The sequence below is a fragment of the Marinobacter salinexigens genome (genome assembly GCF_008370345.1).
GTDB lineage: Bacteria > Pseudomonadota > Gammaproteobacteria > Pseudomonadales > Oleiphilaceae > Marinobacter > Marinobacter salinexigens.
Genome location: NZ_VTUU01000005.1, coordinates 217878 through 235367, shown reverse-complemented (window position 1 = coordinate 235367; position 17490 = coordinate 217878). Strand labels below are relative to the sequence as shown.

The 17490-nt window shown below is 54.0% G+C and carries 17 protein-coding genes and 1 tRNA gene; 8 read left to right on the top strand and 10 right to left on the bottom strand.

Annotated elements, in window-relative coordinates; all coding sequences use genetic code 11:
- Positions 1 to 60 precede the first annotated feature (60 nt).
- Both rlmB and rnr read right to left on the bottom strand, forming a co-directional pair.
- Positions 61 to 798 (bottom strand): 23S rRNA (guanosine(2251)-2'-O)-methyltransferase RlmB, encoded by a 738-nt coding sequence (gene rlmB, locus FWJ25_RS12575; RefSeq protein ID WP_149600602.1) that lies wholly within the window; start codon positions 796 to 798, stop codon positions 61 to 63.
- Between the two features lie 15 nt (positions 799 to 813).
- Positions 814 to 3354, bottom strand: coding sequence for a ribonuclease R (gene rnr / locus FWJ25_RS12570; RefSeq protein WP_149600601.1), 2541 nt, complete (start codon positions 3352 to 3354; stop codon positions 814 to 816).
- A 256-nt stretch (positions 3355 to 3610) separates the two neighbouring features.
- On the opposite strand from rnr, the gene FWJ25_RS12565 reads away from it, so the two are divergent.
- Both FWJ25_RS12565 and FWJ25_RS12560 read left to right on the top strand, forming a co-directional pair.
- Positions 3611 to 3697 (top strand) — tRNA-Leu (locus FWJ25_RS12565).
- Between the two features lie 683 nt (positions 3698 to 4380).
- Complete coding sequence (locus FWJ25_RS12560; protein WP_149600600.1) at positions 4381 to 4926, top strand: carboxymuconolactone decarboxylase family protein; 546 nt, start codon at positions 4381 to 4383, stop codon at positions 4924 to 4926.
- A 768-nt stretch (positions 4927 to 5694) separates the two neighbouring features.
- Here the strand turns inward: FWJ25_RS12560 and FWJ25_RS12545 are convergent.
- Positions 5695 to 6546, bottom strand: coding sequence for a LysR family transcriptional regulator (locus FWJ25_RS12545; protein ID WP_149600599.1), 852 nt, complete (start codon positions 6544 to 6546; stop codon positions 5695 to 5697).
- Positions 6547 to 6685: 139 nt separating this feature from the next.
- On the opposite strand from FWJ25_RS12545, the gene FWJ25_RS12540 reads away from it, so the two are divergent.
- A complete protein-coding gene (locus FWJ25_RS12540; RefSeq protein ID WP_149600598.1) occupies positions 6686 to 7390 on the top strand; it encodes an FMN-dependent NADH-azoreductase in 705 nt (234 codons plus the stop codon).
- A complete protein-coding gene (locus FWJ25_RS12535) occupies positions 7383 to 7853 on the top strand; it encodes a nucleoside deaminase (RefSeq protein ID WP_149600597.1) in 471 nt (156 codons plus the stop codon). Before FWJ25_RS12540 ends, FWJ25_RS12535 begins: the two co-directional genes overlap by 8 nt.
- On the opposite strand, the gene FWJ25_RS12530 is transcribed toward FWJ25_RS12535, so the two are convergent.
- A complete protein-coding gene (locus FWJ25_RS12530) occupies positions 7850 to 8743 on the bottom strand; it encodes a LysR substrate-binding domain-containing protein (protein ID WP_149600596.1) in 894 nt (297 codons plus the stop codon). The two genes, FWJ25_RS12535 and FWJ25_RS12530, sit on opposite strands and share 4 nt — an antisense overlap.
- Before the next feature lie 118 nt (positions 8744 to 8861).
- On the opposite strand from FWJ25_RS12530, the gene FWJ25_RS12525 reads away from it, so the two are divergent.
- A complete protein-coding gene (locus FWJ25_RS12525; protein ID WP_149600595.1) occupies positions 8862 to 9752 on the top strand; it encodes a PhzF family phenazine biosynthesis protein in 891 nt (296 codons plus the stop codon).
- A gap of 113 nt (positions 9753 to 9865) precedes the next feature.
- Positions 9866 to 10009 (top strand): hypothetical protein, encoded by a 144-nt coding sequence (locus tag FWJ25_RS19635; RefSeq protein ID WP_188093625.1) that lies wholly within the window; start codon positions 9866 to 9868, stop codon positions 10007 to 10009.
- An 81-nt stretch (positions 10010 to 10090) separates the two neighbouring features.
- Here the strand turns inward: FWJ25_RS19635 and FWJ25_RS12520 are convergent, their stop codons facing one another.
- The 5 genes from FWJ25_RS12520 to FWJ25_RS12500 all read right to left on the bottom strand — a co-directional run bounded on the left by FWJ25_RS12520 (position 10091) and on the right by FWJ25_RS12500 (position 15517).
- Complete coding sequence (locus FWJ25_RS12520; RefSeq protein WP_149600594.1) at positions 10091 to 10852, bottom strand: BUD32 family EKC/KEOPS complex subunit; 762 nt, start codon at positions 10850 to 10852, stop codon at positions 10091 to 10093.
- Positions 10853 to 11043: 191 nt separating this feature from the next.
- Positions 11044 to 11997: a LysR family transcriptional regulator gene (locus FWJ25_RS12515; RefSeq protein WP_149600593.1), complete on the bottom strand. Its 954-nt coding sequence runs from the start codon at positions 11995 to 11997 to the stop codon at positions 11044 to 11046.
- 160 nt (positions 11998 to 12157) lie between these two features.
- Positions 12158 to 13546, bottom strand: coding sequence for a group II intron reverse transcriptase/maturase (gene ltrA, locus FWJ25_RS12510; RefSeq protein ID WP_149600592.1), 1389 nt, complete (start codon positions 13544 to 13546; stop codon positions 12158 to 12160).
- Positions 13547 to 14050: 504 nt separating this feature from the next.
- A complete protein-coding gene (trxA, locus tag FWJ25_RS12505; protein ID WP_149600591.1) occupies positions 14051 to 14374 on the bottom strand; it encodes a thioredoxin in 324 nt (107 codons plus the stop codon).
- Positions 14375 to 14491: 117 nt separating this feature from the next.
- Positions 14492 to 15517: a lipid A-modifier LpxR family protein gene (locus FWJ25_RS12500; protein ID WP_149600590.1), complete on the bottom strand. Its 1026-nt coding sequence runs from the start codon at positions 15515 to 15517 to the stop codon at positions 14492 to 14494.
- A 291-nt stretch (positions 15518 to 15808) separates the two neighbouring features.
- Between FWJ25_RS12500 and FWJ25_RS12495 the strand changes: the two genes are divergently transcribed.
- Positions 15809 to 16060, top strand: coding sequence for a hypothetical protein (locus tag FWJ25_RS12495; protein WP_149600589.1), 252 nt, complete (start codon positions 15809 to 15811; stop codon positions 16058 to 16060).
- A 57-nt stretch (positions 16061 to 16117) separates the two neighbouring features.
- Here the strand turns inward: FWJ25_RS12495 and FWJ25_RS12490 are convergent, their stop codons facing one another.
- On the bottom strand, positions 16118 to 16948 hold the full coding sequence (locus FWJ25_RS12490) for an alpha/beta fold hydrolase (RefSeq protein ID WP_149600588.1): 831 nt from the start codon (positions 16946 to 16948) through the stop codon (positions 16118 to 16120).
- 246 nt (positions 16949 to 17194) lie between these two features.
- Here FWJ25_RS12490 and FWJ25_RS12485 point away from each other — a divergent pair, with 246 nt between their 5' ends.
- Entirely contained in the window at positions 17195 to 17488 is a 294-nt protein-coding gene (locus FWJ25_RS12485; RefSeq protein WP_246166808.1) for a glutaredoxin family protein, read from the top strand.
- Positions 17489 to 17490 lie beyond the last annotated feature (2 nt).

The window sequence follows — 17490 nt, the reverse complement described above, 5'->3', positions numbered from 1 at the left end:
AACCACCCCTATAAAAAAGGGGTGGCATATTCTATGCGCACAGCAGCTTCTGCGCAAGCATTAACCAAGTCGCTGGCGCAAAGCCTCGTAAAGACAAACGCCGGTGGCCACAGACACGTTAAGACTGTCCACATGCCCGAGCATCGGAATATTGATCAATTGATCACAATGTTCACGGGTAAGGCGGCGCATCCCCTTCCCCTCGGCGCCCATCACCAGGGCAACCGGGCCTTTAAAATCAGCCTGGTATAACGTGCCATCCGCTTCACCAGCGGTACCGATCAACCAGACACCCTCATCCTTCAGGGTACGAAGAAAACGCGCCAGATTTGTCACCCGAACGAAAGGCACCGTTTCCGCCGCACCACAGGCCACCTTGCGAGCGACCGGCGTCAGCGAAGCGGATTTGTCCTTCGGCACAATCACAGCCTGAACGCCAACCGCATCGGCGGTCCTCATACAGGCGCCCAGGTTGTGGGGATCAGTTACACCGTCAAGTACCAGCAGGAACGGCGGCTTATCGCTGGCCGCCAGCTGTGACAGCAAATCACCCTCGGTCCACTCCCGGCTTTCACTAACGGCGGCCACGATGCCCTGATGAACACCCGAAACCCGCTCGTCCAGCTCCCGCCGATGAACAACCTTCCAGCGAACACCCAGCTCATCCAGAGCCTCGGTAAACCGGTTAACCCGCTTATCCTGCCTGCCGGTCTGAATCCAGACCTGCTGCAAACGCTCAGGCTCGCGCTTGAGAACAGCCTCAACCGCGTGCCAACCAAAAACAAACTCACCAGACACGTAGACTATTTCCTGTTATTTACCGGATACCGGGCGCTTGCGCGGTTTCTTACCCTCGGCGGCCTTGCCACCCTTCTTCTGCTTTTTAGCTGCTTCTCGCGCAGCCTCAGCAACCAACTGCGCTTTGGCACTTCCGGGCTTTCCAGATTTAGCGCCACCAGCCTTCTTACCGGCCTTTGCGCTGCCGCTTTTCCCGGGTTTCTTGCCGCCCTTACCTGCCTTGCCGCGCGCCGATTTATCGCTGCCACCACGCTTTCCACCCCGGGCACGCTTATCTTCCCGGGACACTTCGAGCGATGCCAGATCAGCTTTACGGCGCTTCGGCGTGCTGATCAGCTCCAGGTCTATTTTGCGATCTTCGAGATCCACCCGAACCACCCGGACCCGAACCTCATCTCCCAGACGGAAGCTCACCGCCGTGCGCTCACCAATCAGGCGATGCTTGGCCGCATCGTGGTGGAAGTAATCGCCACTCAGAGTCGAGACGTGCACAAGGCCTTCTATATAGACGTCGGCCAACTCCACAAAGAAGCCAAACGGCACGACAGCCGCAATCACGCCATCAAATTCATCACCAACGTGATCTTTCAGGAACTCACACTTGAGCCAGGCCATAACATCGCGGGTCGCGTCATCAGCCCGGCGCTCAGTCATGGATGCATGCTCGCCGAGCTGCTCCATACGAGCGTGGTCGTATGGATACTCCGCCAGCTCAGGATCAACCACATCGGGTGTGATCACATCTTTATTCACATCCGGATTATGAATCCGGGACTTGATCGCCCGATGAACAATCAGGTCCGGATATCTCCGGATCGGTGACGTAAAGTGGGTATAGCTGGCAAACCCGAGACCGAAATGCCCAGTCTGTTCAGGGCTGTATACCGCCTGACTCAGGGAACGCAGCATAACCGTCTGGATCACATTGGCATCCGGGCGATCAGCCACCTGCGCCAACAGCGCTTGGTAATCCGCTGAAGAAGGCTTATCACCACCACCCAACTGCAAGCCAAGCTCACCGAGGAACAGACGCACAGCCTTCAGGCGCTCTTCCGAAGGCCCTTCATGAACACGGTAAAGCGCAGGAACCTTGTGCTTCTTGAGGAACCTTGCCGTTGCAACGTTTGCGCACAACATGCACTCTTCGACGATTTTGTGTGCATCGTTACGGTGTACCGGCACGATCTCTTCGATCTTGCGCTCGGCGTCAAAGACAATCCGGGTTTCCGTGGTTTCAAAGTCGATAGCACCACGCTCAGTACGGGCCTTCCGCAACACTTTATACAGTGCATAAAGGTCATGCAGGTGCGGCAACAAATCCGCGTACTGCGCTGACAGCCGATAACCCGGCTCTGAATCCGGGCGCTCCAGCATGTCGCTGACTTTGGTGTAAGTCAGCCGGGCATGACTGCGCATGACCGCCTGATAGAAGGTGTAACCGCTGATATTGCCCGCCGCACTGATGGTCATATCGGCAACCATACACAGCCGGTCAACCTCAGGATTCAGGGAACACAGGCCATTGGAGAGTTTCTCCGGAAGCATCGGCACCACGTGATCCGGGAAGTAAACGGAGTTACCCCGCTGGATCGCCTCTTCATCCAGTGGCGAACCCGGCCGCACATAATGGGAAACATCAGCGATGGCCACCACCAGACGATAGCCTCCACGGGGACGTGCTTCACAGTAGATAGCATCATCAAAATCCCGGGCGGTTTCACCATCAATCGTCACCAGAGGCAGGTCCCGGATATCTACCCGGTTGGCCTTGTCTTTCTCTTCCACTTCTTCCGGAATGGCCGCAGCCTGCTCACCCACGGCGGTCGGCCAGCTGTGGGGGATATCGTAGGAGCGAATCGCAACATCAATCTCCATCCCCGGCGCCATATGCTCGCCAAGGACCTCAACAACCCGACCGGTAGGCTGGGTGCGAATGGTCGGCTGCTTGAGGATATCAACCACAACGTACTGACCGTGCCGGGCCTCGCCAATGTGCTCATCGGGAACCAGCACTTCGTGATTAATGCGGGCGTTTTCCGGCACAACAAAAGCAATACCACTTTCCTTGAAGAGGCGCCCCACCGTCTGATGAGTACGATGCTCAAGCACCTCGACAATCACACCTTCCCGCCGACCACGGTCATCAACACGGTCAACTCGCGCTGCCGCCCTGTCGCCATGAAACACCTGACGCATCTGCCGCGCCGTCAGGAACAGATCCGAGCCGCCATCATCCGGCACCAGAAAACCAAATCCGTCCTTGTGACCCAGAATTTTCCCGGTCACCAGATCGGCTTCTTCTATAGGAAGGTAGGCCCCACGCCGGTTACAAATAAGCTGGCCGTCGCGGCACATGGCGATCAGACGTCGACGGAGGGCCTCAATGCCATCGGCCGATGATTGCCCGAGCTCCGAGCACAGTGTTTCATGAGTGGCAGGAGCTCCCCGCTCCTTCAGATGCGCAAGAATGAATTCCCGGCTCTGGATTGGATTGTCGTACTTCTGGGCCTCACGACTGGCGTGCGGGTCCTTGATATTTTTCTTCCTGGAAACCATTCGGATCCTTGTTCTCATGCGGCACGATTGCGACGCAGATTGATTCGTTTGAGATGGAGTATAACGTTGGTATGGAGCCGGTGCCTAACACCGGCGAAAATATAGGCACAAATACCTGCCGATAACTTTTTTTGAAAAAGTGTTTGACACCCCCAAAGGGAATCATTACATTATGCGCCATCGGTTGAGGGACACACCTCACCACTGGCAGAAACGCTAGGTTTTCAAGGCCTAACAGCGAATCTGCAAATCACCTGCCGAGGTGGTGAAATTGGTAGACACGCTAGCTTCAGGTGCTAGTGGGGGCAACCCCGTGGAGGTTCAAGTCCTCTCCTCGGCACCATTTCCTCCCCCAGGAAATGGCTCGAATCCAGACCTTTCAAATAATTTTCGCTTTCTTCCACTGAAGCTTTGCCCCTCAAGCACTGGCAATGATTCTTTGAATGCTTGTTCGATATCCTTATATGCTATTTGCCCTCCACCATCACCGGTGACAAAAGCGGATCGAGCCGGAACTCGCTGTCCGGAACATAGTCGCTGATTTCTCGTTCTTGCAGGTACTTCGTCATGTTCGCTTCGGTCGCAAAGCGAACATTCAGATTCGGTAGCAAGGCGTGCGCGTTGTACTCATTACCAACACCTGAAGATTTGCCTTAAGTCCAATCATAGGCCAGGAGCGTCTAGTGGACCGGGGTAAGTCCATGTAACGCTTTCAGCGTGTCTACTGTATCGGGGGCCAGCCAGAGAGCAGGGGTGCAGATAAAGGAATTTGCAGGTCAGCGCGGCTCAATTCCGGCATCGTGACCGGCGATTCCGGAAAACTACCCGAAATCGGTCACGTTCAAACGGAATGGGCGGTCACGATGGGCCGGAATATGCAGAAAGAGTGGGGAGGGTATTTTTTACCACTTTATGTGGGAATCCAAAGGGTGAGTTTACAATTGGCACAAAAAAACGAACAAACTGCACAGTTCTCCGAAACACAGCGGATAAAGTTACGTCTCCACCCTACTAGGAGACACAGCCATGCATAAATTTGAACTCCACGGTACTGACTCGGCACCAAAGGACTCCCTACCACTTTTAGAAAAATCTAAGAAGGCTTTCGGGATGATTCCCAACCTACATGCGGTTATGGCGGAGGCACCTGGCCTGCTCGAAGCCTACCAAAGGCTTCACGATCTGGTGCTGGAAAGTAGTTTCACAACTGACGAAAAAACCGTCGTCTGGCAGACGATCAATGTTGAACATGAATGCCATTACTGCGTTCCAGCCCATACATTTATTGCAAAGGGTATGGGCGTAGAAGATTCCATTTCGGATGCATTAAGGAACAAAACCCCGCTTCCTACACAAAAGCTGGAAACCCTGAGAGTCTTCACTCTTAGTGTGGTTCGCAAGCGGGGTGACGTTGACACTGCTGAATTTCAGTCGTTCTTCGAAGCGGGCTTTACCAAGCGTCAAGCCCTTGAAATTATTTTAATACTCTCCCAAAAGGTAATGAGCAACTACGTCAATCACTTTGCCGACACGCCTGTGGACGTGCCATTTTCTCGGTTTAAGTGGAAGTAAATACCTGGACGAGCACCTTTGACGTTATCGAACAGTGTCAAAGGTGCCTATTTCCACCTTGAACGCTCCTTCTGTCAGAGTATCCACTCCTCTACTCCACCCTTTCTCGACATTCCATGGGGGGAGGAAACGTATCAAGTGACGACGTTCAGAAGGTTCGTTCAGCCGGAAACAGCGACGCCGAGCTGGTCGAAATCATTAGCAACGTAGCCCTGAACGTTCTGACCAATTACATCTAACGGGTTTTGGCGACTTATATCGATTTTCCGTCGGTTCAGGCCGCTATCGGAGTAACACAATAGAGATCACGGTGGCGAAAAGGAACCACCGTGATCTCCATTTCATTGCTACCATGCTGGAAAATCTCAATCCAAGCCCGCAGGATTGACTGAGCCCTTCAGGTACGCGTGGCAATTCTGAACAAAAACTAGCCTTTTCTTACCCACCACTTGAGAGATCATCTGCTCGTCAACGTCCAACAGCGCCACAATGCTCAACGCGCTTTTATTGCGAAGATCGCAAGCTGTGGCCATCAATTCAACGGTGCTCTATTTCTGAACGAATTTCAGATAAAACCACCGCCGCAAAAGCTCCTTCATTCCCTCTGTCGGTATATAATTTCCCTGCGATACCTGAGTTAAACCGGTCATGGCGCCCCTCCCGAACCTAATCAACGATAGTCATTGGTTTGACGATCAGGGCGGCCGGAATGTTACAGGAGGGTCTCCTCAAGAATCTTGACGCCGAATTAAGAAGTTTACTCACGAACTACTGGTTTAAAGTATCTTCCACCCACTTCAGAAACCTGACTGCACCGCGGGTCTCAAAGCTGTTCTTGTTTGGTACGTAATAGCAAAGGTTTGACTCTACCGGCTGGGTTTCAAACTGGTGTAGAAGTTTGGTCTTTGACAATCTTGCAGCCAGCGTTGTCGAGCAAAACACCAGTCCGTTTTCCGCCATTGCCTGCTGGATTCCGAAAATCTCTTGATCAAACTTTTTGAGTCTTATATCAGCTCCATCCAGTCCATTTTTTTTCAACCAGGCGTCGAATGGGGAATCCGGTAGCGATCTGTTTTTCCACTCGGTTGTAAACACGGTAATGGTCTCGTTTGACCAGTCGGGAGGCGCCTTGCCATAGGCGCCAAACACATTGAACGTCTCGTATTTGACGACATCAGCTGCCTGAACTGTTGAGACATCGCCGAGCCGAATAGGAATAATGTAGGGCTGACTGTCGACAGACTCCCCCGTTGAAATTTCGATAGAAATATCCGGATTGGCCTGCTCAAATTCGTGCTGGGAGGGGATTAGCACCATGGCTGCCAAGGATGATGTTGTTGTCACCCTGACCCCACTACCCGCCTTCATCACCTCCTCCAGAGCACTGTCAATTCTCCGAAAACCTTCCGAGGTGGCTTTTGCCAATCTTGAACCTGTTCCCGTGAGGGATATCCGTCTCCCCTGCCGACGAAATAAGCTCACGTTCAACCGATTTTCGAGGTTGCCGATGTGGTGCGAAATAGCGGTTGGCGTCAGCGAGAGTTCCTCTGCAGCCAACTTAAAGCTTCCCAGACGAGCAGCCGACTCAAAGGCTTTCAGTGCCTGTAACGATACCTGCACGCGTAGTCTCCCAAGTTAACACTAGGCCACAGCTATTCTAGATGAATTTCACTCATCTGTAAGTGCGTTCTTTTCGTTTGTCCCGGGCTTCAGAGGTCCACAAAATATCCCCTGTTATTCACTAACCGAGGTATACAGAATGAGCACACTATTACACATCGATTCCAGCGTCAGAGCCGCAACTAACCCGAACCCGGATCACGACTCCATATCGAAAAACATCGCTCGTCGATTTATTGAGACCTGGCAAGAGAATCGGCCCGAAGATGACTATATCTATCGTGACGTTGGGATGAATCCACCTGATTTTATTTCACAGGATTGGATTGGCGCGGTATTCACCCCCGAGGAAAAAAGGACCCCGGCGCAGAGAGAAAGACTCTCGCTTTCCGATACGCTAATTGCGGAGGTGGCCAAAGCTGACGTCATCCTGATTTCCTCACCAATGTATAACTATGGCATGCCCGCTCACCTGAAGGCCTGGTTCGATCAGATCGTGCGCATCGACAAAACGTTTGATTTTGACCTCTCACGAGGAGACTTCCCCTTACAGCCCCTGCTCTCAGGTAAAACGCTGATCATAGTCACTTCGAGCGGAGAGTTCGGCTTTGAAAAGGGCGGAATACGCGAGGACTCCGGTCACCTGGCACCGCACCTGCGTACGCTGAGTAAGTATCTGGGGGTAGACACAGTCTACGAAATCACCGCTGAGTACCAGGAATTCGGGGACGAGAGGCATCGGAGGTCAGTCGCCAATGCCAGGCAGCGAGCCGAAAACCTTGCTGTCGAACTCAGCATTTCAAACCTGGCTCAATCGTCGAATCATGAGAGTGCCGATGTGTGAGTCCATTTCGAAAGAACGCCTCACGGAGTCTGCCGATATCGCCATTGATTTGGCTATCGGCAGTGTCAAAGCCAATGGCTTACCGTTTTCGGCAATTATTCTCGATCGAAGTGGACACCTGATTGGCCAAGGAATCAATCAAGTCGCCAAGCACCTCGACTGCACCGCACACGCTGAAATCCAGGCGATCAGAGAAGCTTCAAGGACTACAAAGGAGCTTTCTCTCCGCGGGACAACGCTGATTGCTTCAGGAGAGCCTTGCGCCCTCTGCTACATGGCAATTCGTATGGTGGGGATTGAGAAAGTTGTTGTGTTGTCGAATCGATATGAGGCGCAACAACACGGGTTTAATTATCTCTGGACATATGAGTACCTCAACGAGAGCCTCTTTCAGGATATTGAGGTGCTTACGCTTGATCACGAGCGGAAGTTGCTACCATTTCAGTTGGCCCAGATGAATTAGAGCGATTCAGAGCCGACTTCGCCAGTAATCCACGATACAAATGCGCGAACTTTGTCCGTGCGAAATTTCGCTTCTGGCGCAACCAGGTAATACTGGTATTGCGCCGGGACCGAAATTTCAATCGGGCTCTGAAGCAAACCGGCTTTAAGAAGATCGGCCACGAGGCTGTACCGCATCAATGCTATCCCCCTGCCGGCCAGCACAGCCTCTACCAGCGTCGTTCCCTCAGTTACTCGAAGCGTTATGGAGCTGTCAGGTATTTCGATGCCGAGTTCTTGCTGAAACACTCGCCAGGAGCTTTCGAGGTCGCCTGATTCATCGATAAGCCATGGAAGCTTTACCAGACTCTCAGGCGTCACGGAGCCGTTATCAATGAGCATGCTGTGACACACTGGCAGCAGTTTTTCTTCGAGCAATAACCTGGACTCCAGCCCGGGGTAATCACCGCTGCCAAAACGGATCGCGAGATCCACGCCATCACCCTGGAAACCGACGAGCTGCAGATTGGGTTGAAGACTCAGCTGGATCTCAGGATGAGCTCGCTGAAACGAATCAATTCTGGGCACAAGCCACCGACTGGCAAAGGATGGCACCGTTGCCACAGTCAGGCGTGCGGGATCTGAGTCAGGTGCGAAAAGGGCTATTCCACGCTCAAGCTCCTGAAAGCCCGTTTCCACATAGCCCGAGAGTGCCCGGCCCTCATGGGTTAATTTCACTTCCCGGGTCAGCCGGACAAAAAGCTTTAAACCAAGAAACTCCTCAAGACCGCGGATATGTGTGCTCACTGCCGCCTGAGAAATGTTCAGAGCCTCTGCCGCCGATTTGAAGCTCAGCTCTCTGGCAGCATACCGAAATGCCTGCAATGCCCTTAGCGGAGGTAGTCTCTGCATTGGCTCCACTCTACTTACGGTTAATTTTTAATTAAGCATATACCAGTTTTACCCGTTTGTTATCCGCACCGTTCATTGAAAACATTTAGTGACTAAACCCACTGAAGGAAAACGCATCATGAAAATTGAAGTCCCAATCATCAGTGCCTTTGTCGACGGCGATTCAGGCGGCAACCCTGCCGGTGTTGTGCTGCACGCCGAACGCTTCAGCTCCGCGGAAAAACAGAAGATCGCCGCTGCTGTCGGGCTTTCGGAAACGGCTTTTGTCTCCCCTTCGGACTCAGCAGACATAAAGCTGGAATTCTTCACACCAACCCAGCAAATCGCACATTGCGGCCACGCGACCATCGCAACCTTCAGCTTTCTGAGGCAAAAAGGTCTGCTAGCGAATGATTGTTCGTCGAAAGAGACCATAGATGGCCTGCGAACAGTCAACATGGAGGGCGAAGCCGCCTATATGGAACAGAAAGGTCCTCGCTTCGAGCCGCTGGACGACAATGATCTACAGACCGCCCTGCTCTCACTTGGAATAACTGCTGAGGATCTGATCGAGGGTGCCGAGCCGATGCTGGTTAATACCGGGAACAGCTTTGTGGTGCTGGGCATTCGCGACAGCGAAACGATTAAAAGTCTTGAGCCGGATTTCAGCCTCATCGAGAAACTCAGCGAAGCTCTGGATCTGATCGGGTTCTACGTGTTCTCCCTCGATGGCGTTGGCGCCGGCAGAGACGCAGGCGCCCGCATGTTTGCACCCCGCTACGGCATCCTGGAGGAGTCTGCGACGGGAATGGCTGCAGGGCCGTTGGCGTGCTATCTGCGTGAGCAACTGGGTATGCAAAGACAGGAATTTACCATCGAACAGGGTCGCTGGATGGCCACACCTTCACCAAGTGTGATCAACGTAAGGCTGACCATTGGTTCCGACGACAGAATAGAAAACCTGTTCGCGGGTGGCCGGGGCACGATTCGAGACGTTGTCGAAGTAGAGATAACCCCTCACCTGACCTGATGTGTTGTATACCGCAAAGCAATTTTTTCTGAAGACGGGAAACCAAGAGAATAACCATCAAGCCCATACGGCGATGCTGTCTAACTTAACTTTCTTAAAAGGTGGAATATCACATGAACGCAATCAACAAGTTCTTTCTCGTTTTCTCCGTAATCGCTTTCTCTGCATTCGCACAGGCTGAAGGTGTGAGCCAGGAAGATATCGATCGTGGAAACAATCCAGCAATCGAAAAAGTCGATCTTGGTGTCAGCAACTAAGCTGAGCACACCAAAAAGGGGCGGACCATGACCGCCCCTTTTTTTGTCTGCGCAAAAGCATGAGCGGCTAAATACCGCTCTTCAGGTGAAAGACACCAGCACCAGGAGCCCGAAGAACACACTGATCACAGTCGCAAGTCCGGACATATCTCCCGAGCCAGCGTCGCCTGTCACCCAACGCCTTAACGCCTTCAGGAAACGCTTGGGCGTGTAGATGTTTTTGCGGTAATTACTCTGGTAATAGTGTTGAAGAAACAGCGGCATGGATTCACTATCGAACCGATGCCAGAGCTTAAGGACGCCCAGGATATCCTTCCGACAGGCCCAACTCTGGACAGACGATGGCAGCCAACTCAAGGGGATGGCGGAGCCAAAATCGATGATTGCGGGGACGCCGCCGCGACCCGAAACCAGAATGTTGCCTGAATTGCCAAGGTCCATGTGGGCAACGCCATGCTGGTGCAAGGTTTTCACGTCACTGAAAAGCTGTGAGAAGAAGTTGTCCGGTAGCGCATTGCCGGCGGCAATGTCTTTTACCGGCCTACCCTCAATCAAGCGATAATGAATGGTAGGCGACCTGTCCGATGGCCGAGAGGCTTGATCCGGCGTGAAATTAAGGGGCTCTACTTTCTTCAACATCCTGAATTCGTGAGACGCGAGAAACCTGAAGTAATTCCCGAGCAGGCCCCGGGAAAATCTGAAAGCCTTGTATACATGCCTGTTACCGCTGCTGTCGGCGTTTACAGAAATGATTGGCTTGTACCATTTCTGGTCCGAAGCATCCGTGATTGCAGCAGGCTGCCAGCTGGACCCTATCGACGGGCATTTCGTTTGGCCGTTCATTTCCCCTCCCAACTCCAGAACATCTAGATTTTTGGGCAAGCTGGCCGGATCACTGGTGGTCTAACCAAGCCATTGCCGATGCCGCAGTCCGCGGCATCTGGGAGGGATTATTAGAAGTTTTCGGAAGGCTGAATAATTCCGTTGCGGTATCTTTGTCATCACGGAAAATGATGACTGGAATTTCAAGCACTTCAGGCGATGGCTTTTACGGCCGAATGGCCACACGGCGAATTGGTCATGATGTCATGCCAGCGCTCACGAAGGAGCCGTTCAACGTGGTTTCGCAACCAGACGATACCGGGATCGCGGTCGTGGCGCGTGTGCCAGATGAGGTAAAGGCTGGTCGGATCTACTTCGAAAGGCAGCTGACCCATCCAGAGCCCGTCTACGAACCCGCAGTCCTGGCTGATCAATTCCGGAACCGCCGCAATGAGGTTCGACTCCCTGAGAATCTGGGGAACAATCGAAAAATGGTTAACAGTGGCCGCAATGCGTCTGCTATGTCCCTTCTGATCCAGGTAACTATCCACGAAACCATGGGCATCACCCGACATCGTCACGAGCAGGTGGCGGGCCTCAAGGAATTCCTCCATGGTGATCTGCTGGCCAGCCAGCGGATGGTCAGCGCGCATTGCCAGAACATACCCGCCCTCGAATAACCAGGTGCTCCGCAAGCTGTGATCGTGCTGGGTAAGCATACCGACCGCTAGATCCACATGGGCCTCACGCAGGTCGTCGTAGGTACCCTCTGGCGTGTAGGGTACAGCGTGGACGTCCACTCCTGGCGCCTCACGCTCCAGTAGCTCAATCAGCTGACGCCAGATCATTTCGACCGTCACATCCGTTACTGCGATGCGAAACTTTCGCTTTGACGTGGCCGGATCGAACTGAGTTGCACTGACCGCATTGGTCAGCGCATACATATGATCGCCAACCTGGTCCCAGAGACTGAGCGCATAGGATGTCGGTTCAATGTTTCGGCCCTTACGAACGAACAGCGGGTCGTTCCAGATCTGGCGCATCCTTGAAATCGCATTGGACACGGCGGGCTGAGTCATGGCGAGCCGGTCTGCTGCACGGGTCACTGAGCGCTCAGTCATAATGGCATCGAAGATGTACAGCAGCTGGAGTTCTTGAGTTTTCATTCAACGATCTTGGTCATGACAACCGGACAAGTTTGGCTGGCAAATGGTTCCACCGCAATCGCGGGAAAGGCGGGTGTGACGACCTTTAATCGAGTAGGAGGGGGAGTTACCTCCCCCGTCCTCTCACACCACCGGGCATACGGTTCCGTACCACGGCGGTTCACGGTTGGCGCTGAAGCCTAACCATCGTATCCAGCAAGCTTACCAGAGACAGATCGATGAACACCCTCTTGGGCAGCGCCGCGTTCATATGAGATGCACCGCTATTCCACCAAGGACCACGACCGTTCGTCGCACTCATCCAAGCCCGTTGCTCCGTCAGACCAAGCCGCATCAGGTTGCGGGCCCGTGTATAGGGCCGCTTCCATTGTCGCCACAGGATTAACCGGAGGCGTCGTCGTATCCAGCCATCCAGTGCTTCAACCGGTCGTTTCGAGGCCGTCAGGCGATAGTAGTTCGCCCAGCCCCGTAGTACCGGGTTCAGCTTCTGGAGGGTCGCCGGTAGCGACTGCCCGCGCGATCGTCTGAGTAGCGGACGCAGTTTAGCCATAAAAGCCTGCAGACTCTTCGGTGCAATCCGCAACCGCACCTGCTTGTGCCAGCTCACACTGTATCCCAGGAAGCTCCGGCGCCACGGGCGATCCACAGCACTCTTGTCTGCGTTCACTTTCAGGCGAAGATGCCTTTCCAGGAAGCGGGTAATGCTGGTCATGACCCGGTGTCCGGCTCGTTCGCTTCGGACATAGATGTTGCAGTCGTCCGCGTAGCGGCAGAACCGATGGCCCCGGCGCTCCAGCTCCCGATCCAGTTCGGTCAGGAGTACGTTGGAGAGCAAGGGGGACAGAGGGCCACCTTGCGGTGTCCCTTCCCGCCTCGGGCTGACCAGCCCACCTTCGAGCATGCCGGCTCGCAGGTATCGTCGGATCAGAGTGAGTATCCGTCGGTCGGTGATGCGACGAGCCAGCAGGCTCATCAGCACATCGTGGTTGACCCGGTCAAAGAATTGGGCCAGATCCAGGTCGACCACCCAGCGGTAGCCGTCATTGATGTGCCGTTGCATCGTCTTGACCGCCTGATGGGCGCTTCGACCGGGACGGAACCCGTAGCTGTGGTCCGAGAAGCTCGGTTCCAGTATCGGGCTCAACACTTGGTGAAGCGCCTGTTGGATCAGGCGATCCTGTACCGTCGGGATACCCAGTATCCGTTCGCCGCCTTGCGGCTTGGGGATACTGACCCGGCGTACCGGCTGAGGATAGTAATCTCCGGCCAACAATCGCTCACGCAACGTTGGCCAATGCTGTTGCAGGTGGCTCTTCAAAGCGGTCACCGGCATCCGATCGACACCAGCCGCGCCTTTATTGGACACCACCCGCTGATACGCACGCATCAGGTTCGGGCGCTCAAGCACCTGCTCCATCAGCGTATTCGGCTCCGCGTTCGTCCACGAGTGAGCCCCCGCGTCTGCCTCGACACGGACTTCAGTACCTGCCGGGTTCCGCCCGACTCCTTCCTGAATGCCCTGACCCATCCGGGTCGCTTCTGTCTTCATTAGCGCATCACGAGAACTTACCGCCTACTAGCGGCCAACCATGTTCGGTCCTTCAGTACGCGGTGACGTACCTACTATGACCTAGGCTGAGTTCTGGCACTCCATCCCCACCTCTCGCGAAGTGAGTAGCACAGCGGCAGAGAACCAGACTTCCCAGGGTAAGACGCGTGACCTTCACACTTATGCCTGCCGCATTTACGTCCACACCTTCCGTGCAAGTATTGGGCTTTGACGATAGTAGCCGTCTTACCCGGTGTGACCGCCTCAAATGCGATTTCTGTTCGTCGGGCCAGTGTTTTGCCTGCGGCTTCCTTCAGATTCCACCTCGCGGTGGACACCCTTGCCGTCCGGCTAGTGGTTCCCCTTGCCGGGCCCACAGGGGACTTGCACCCCCAAGTCATCCGGCCAGCACCACCTGTACCGGAACAGCGCCCGTCAAGGCGCTACGCGCCATGCCTGGCGCACTACGAAGAAGCCCCCCTTTCGGGAGGCTTTGAACAGGTGTTAAAGGTGTCCTTTCACAAATGCCCTCAACTCGCCCAGGCTGCCAGCCCCGGTTTTCTGGGCAATAACGCCGCCGTCTTGGAACAGGGACAGTGTTGGAATGCCCCGGATGCGCATTTTTGCAGTAATGTCCGGGCTGTCATCCACGTTTACTTTGGCAATCGTCAGTTGCTCACCAAACTCATCTGCGATTTCCTCAAGCATAGGAGCAACCGTCTTGCAGGGGCCGCACCAGGGCGCCCAAAAATCCACCAGCACGGGGCGATCGCTCCTCACAACCTCCTGCTCAAAATTTACATCTGTTACTTCTATTATGTTGCTCATCGGCAAACCTCCTCTACGTTTAAATCTGTTTCGAACATTGAGGCCTTCTGTCACTGAAAACCAATTGCAGGACTGTATAAGTTCCATTTCCTGTAATGATGATTTCCGGTCTGGCTCTCACAGTCGTTTGCTAAACACCAGCCCACCCCACGCAAGCGTACGGTTCCCTGTGCCGGATTTGATTTCGGAACTCTGAACGCGCAGCACATAACTCAGTTCGGTGCCCACCAGGAAGTTGTGGGTGTAACCAGCCCAGACCTCGGCCAGGAGAATGTTTAGCTCATTGGCATCCAGCTCATGGTCCGAATCCCGGAATTGACCCTGCAAGAAAGCATTGTAGGCACGAGCTTTGACTGACATTCCGCCCCAGAAGTAGTTTTCCCGTCCACCCGGGGCTGACACACCGGGGGCGCGTTCACCGTAAGCCATCAATTCGGGGTTAAAGCGGTTATCCGGTGATGAGATCAAACCATCCCTGAAAACCAGGGCCGCACCGAATTCAGTCAGGTAGCCGGCTGAACCGAAATACGTCACTTTGAACTGCTGATTTGGCTGACTGGCATCCAGGTATTGATGGTATGCAGCGGAATACCGGAAGGTCAGCTCTCCGCCATTGGAAATCTGGTGGCCCCAGCCATTTGCCCGGTCGCTACCGACTACCTTGTGAACTGCATTCTGGCCGGATTTGAAAACATCCAGACCCAGCACGCCCACGGTCATTGATGTCGTCCAGCCCGATTTCGCGCCCAGGGCCTGATAGCTCTGGCTCGACGACAGGTAAACCAGGCTGCTGTATGGACGATCGCTCCGGTCAATGGCCGACTCTTTGATCTCCTCGGGCGTGAAGCCATACACCCCAAACTCGAGCGCCGCGCTCTCTGGCTCCGCCACCTTTCCTCCGAGGAATGGCAGCACATACCCATCCAGTCCCTGACTGATGCTCGAAACCGGGTTCTTAATGAATTCCTCGGAATTCGAGGAATACGTAATGGCCACCCCGGCGGTGTAATCGCGATCTGTCTGCGTTGGAGCAAAGAGATCGTTGTCCGTAGACAGGGCCATCACCGAGTCTGCGGACTCGGCATGGGCGGTAAAGGCCAACAGGGCGACCGCAAACATCGGTACCAGAAAACGAGAATTCATAGCCAACTCCGAAAAGTGTGTCGGTAAAGTTGGCGCTATTCTTCGATTGACTGGCGCTCAGGACTAATAAAGCGTTGGTATTCAAAACATCACCCATGCTTATGGGTAAGTAGTTCTACGTGCATTATTTGAGCTCTTCTGCCGAGTGCCCATCACCCAAAATGATGTGTTGCATACCGTTTGGGAATTATTCGTTACGGCTCTTCAACTCCATACTTCGCTTCATCTGATATCGGGTCCATTGGCGACTCCGGTATGAGCATCAACCCATCGAACTTTGGAGAACATGTTATGCGTAAATTTGTACTGATCACCCTGGCTTCACTCTTTGCCGCCTCCGCCCTGCCCGCTAACGCTACCCTGGCAGACCGTAAATCCGATGAGCCGCGTTCCGAGCAGGCCCAGCCCGCGCCCTATAGCGGCCAGATCGTCATTCGTGGCGAAATTCAGGGCCGGGACGCGAAACACCGGAAAGCAGAACCAGCTCCATACGGTGGTCAAATTGTTATCCGCGGGGAAGTACGTCCAGACAGACGCGGTTAAGCGTAAGCAGTTTCACCTGCGTCTGAGCACCAGGGACGGTGCGTTTTTAATCCCGAATCAGGGCCGGAACGGGGAATTGGTAAACTCGACAATTTCGCGAGCCACGTCAGGATTCTGCAACAGCCGGCTATGGCCATATCCCGTTGTATGGATCATACGGCTCCTCGGAAAAGCCTCGTGCAGGGCCCAGGATTCGGCAACCGGGACTTCTGAATCCAGATCATCGTGGATGAGCAACACAGGTGTCTTGATCGCAGGCGCAAGCGCAAGCAAATCCAGGCGTTCAACACTCAGCCCCACCGTTTCTTCCATATCACGTACGAAAACACGTTCACTCCGCTGGCCAAGGTTCACAAACCGGGCGAACCGGCTGAGAACCCCCTTAATCGTTGCCGGGCCAGAGACCAATACCAGGCGATCAAAGCACCCCTTGTTGGCTTGGGCATAAACAAGCGCCGCGGCACCCAGTGAGTGACCGACCCCAATATCAAACGAACCACCCACGTATTCATTGGCCTCCAGAACTGCCTCTATAAAACGACCCGGATGTGATTCGGTAGCTTGCGATTCGCCATGCCCGGCCGGATGGACGGCATAAACGGTGTATTCATCAGCATCTATCACACTCAATAGATCCTTGAATTGTCCGATCCAGCCCGACCATCCATGCAGGAGCAGAATTTTCTTCGGGCCACTTCCATAAATCGACAGAAAGCCTTTGTTACGGAGGGGCACGACCGTGTGGAATAGCTCTCGGGATGAAGCACGCCGTTCAGCCTTGATTCGTGGGCTGGTCATAAGCTCCACGGCTTTAGACGCAGCCCGCGATGGCAGCAATCGGCTGTAAACACCAAACGCAGCCTGGAATAGATTCAAAGAAAGATTCATTTCCGTTTTCCTCAACCTGAAAAAAGCCACTGATTCCGGGCAACCTCTTCCCATATCGAATCAGCCCATTTAAAGTGTATATACACACTTTAATGCAATGCAAGTGAAATTGTTCATTTCTTGCACATGTGGTTCACCAGCAGCGGCCGCTCAAACAGATGGACAACTATTCCAACCGTCCTGCCGCCTCCATTCCGGCCAAAGAGCAGAGAATGGCAGGCACATTCACGAAGAAGGAGACAACCCATGTCCGTCAGTTCGCAAACCACATCTTTCTCTCTGTATCACTATCGCTCATGCCCTTTTTGCGCATACACCCGCTCCGCGATGAAGCACATCGACATCAAAGTGGAAGAACGAGATATCGCCCGAAACCCGGCCTATCGGGCTGAGCTGATCAAAGGCGGCGGCAGAGCGCAGGTTCCCTGCCTAAGAATCGAATCGAACGAAGAGGTGCGTTGGCTTTACGAATCCCAGGACATCGTCCGCTTCCTTCAGCGCCATGCTGCCCAGGCAGCTGATCACGCACAAACCGTGTGAAA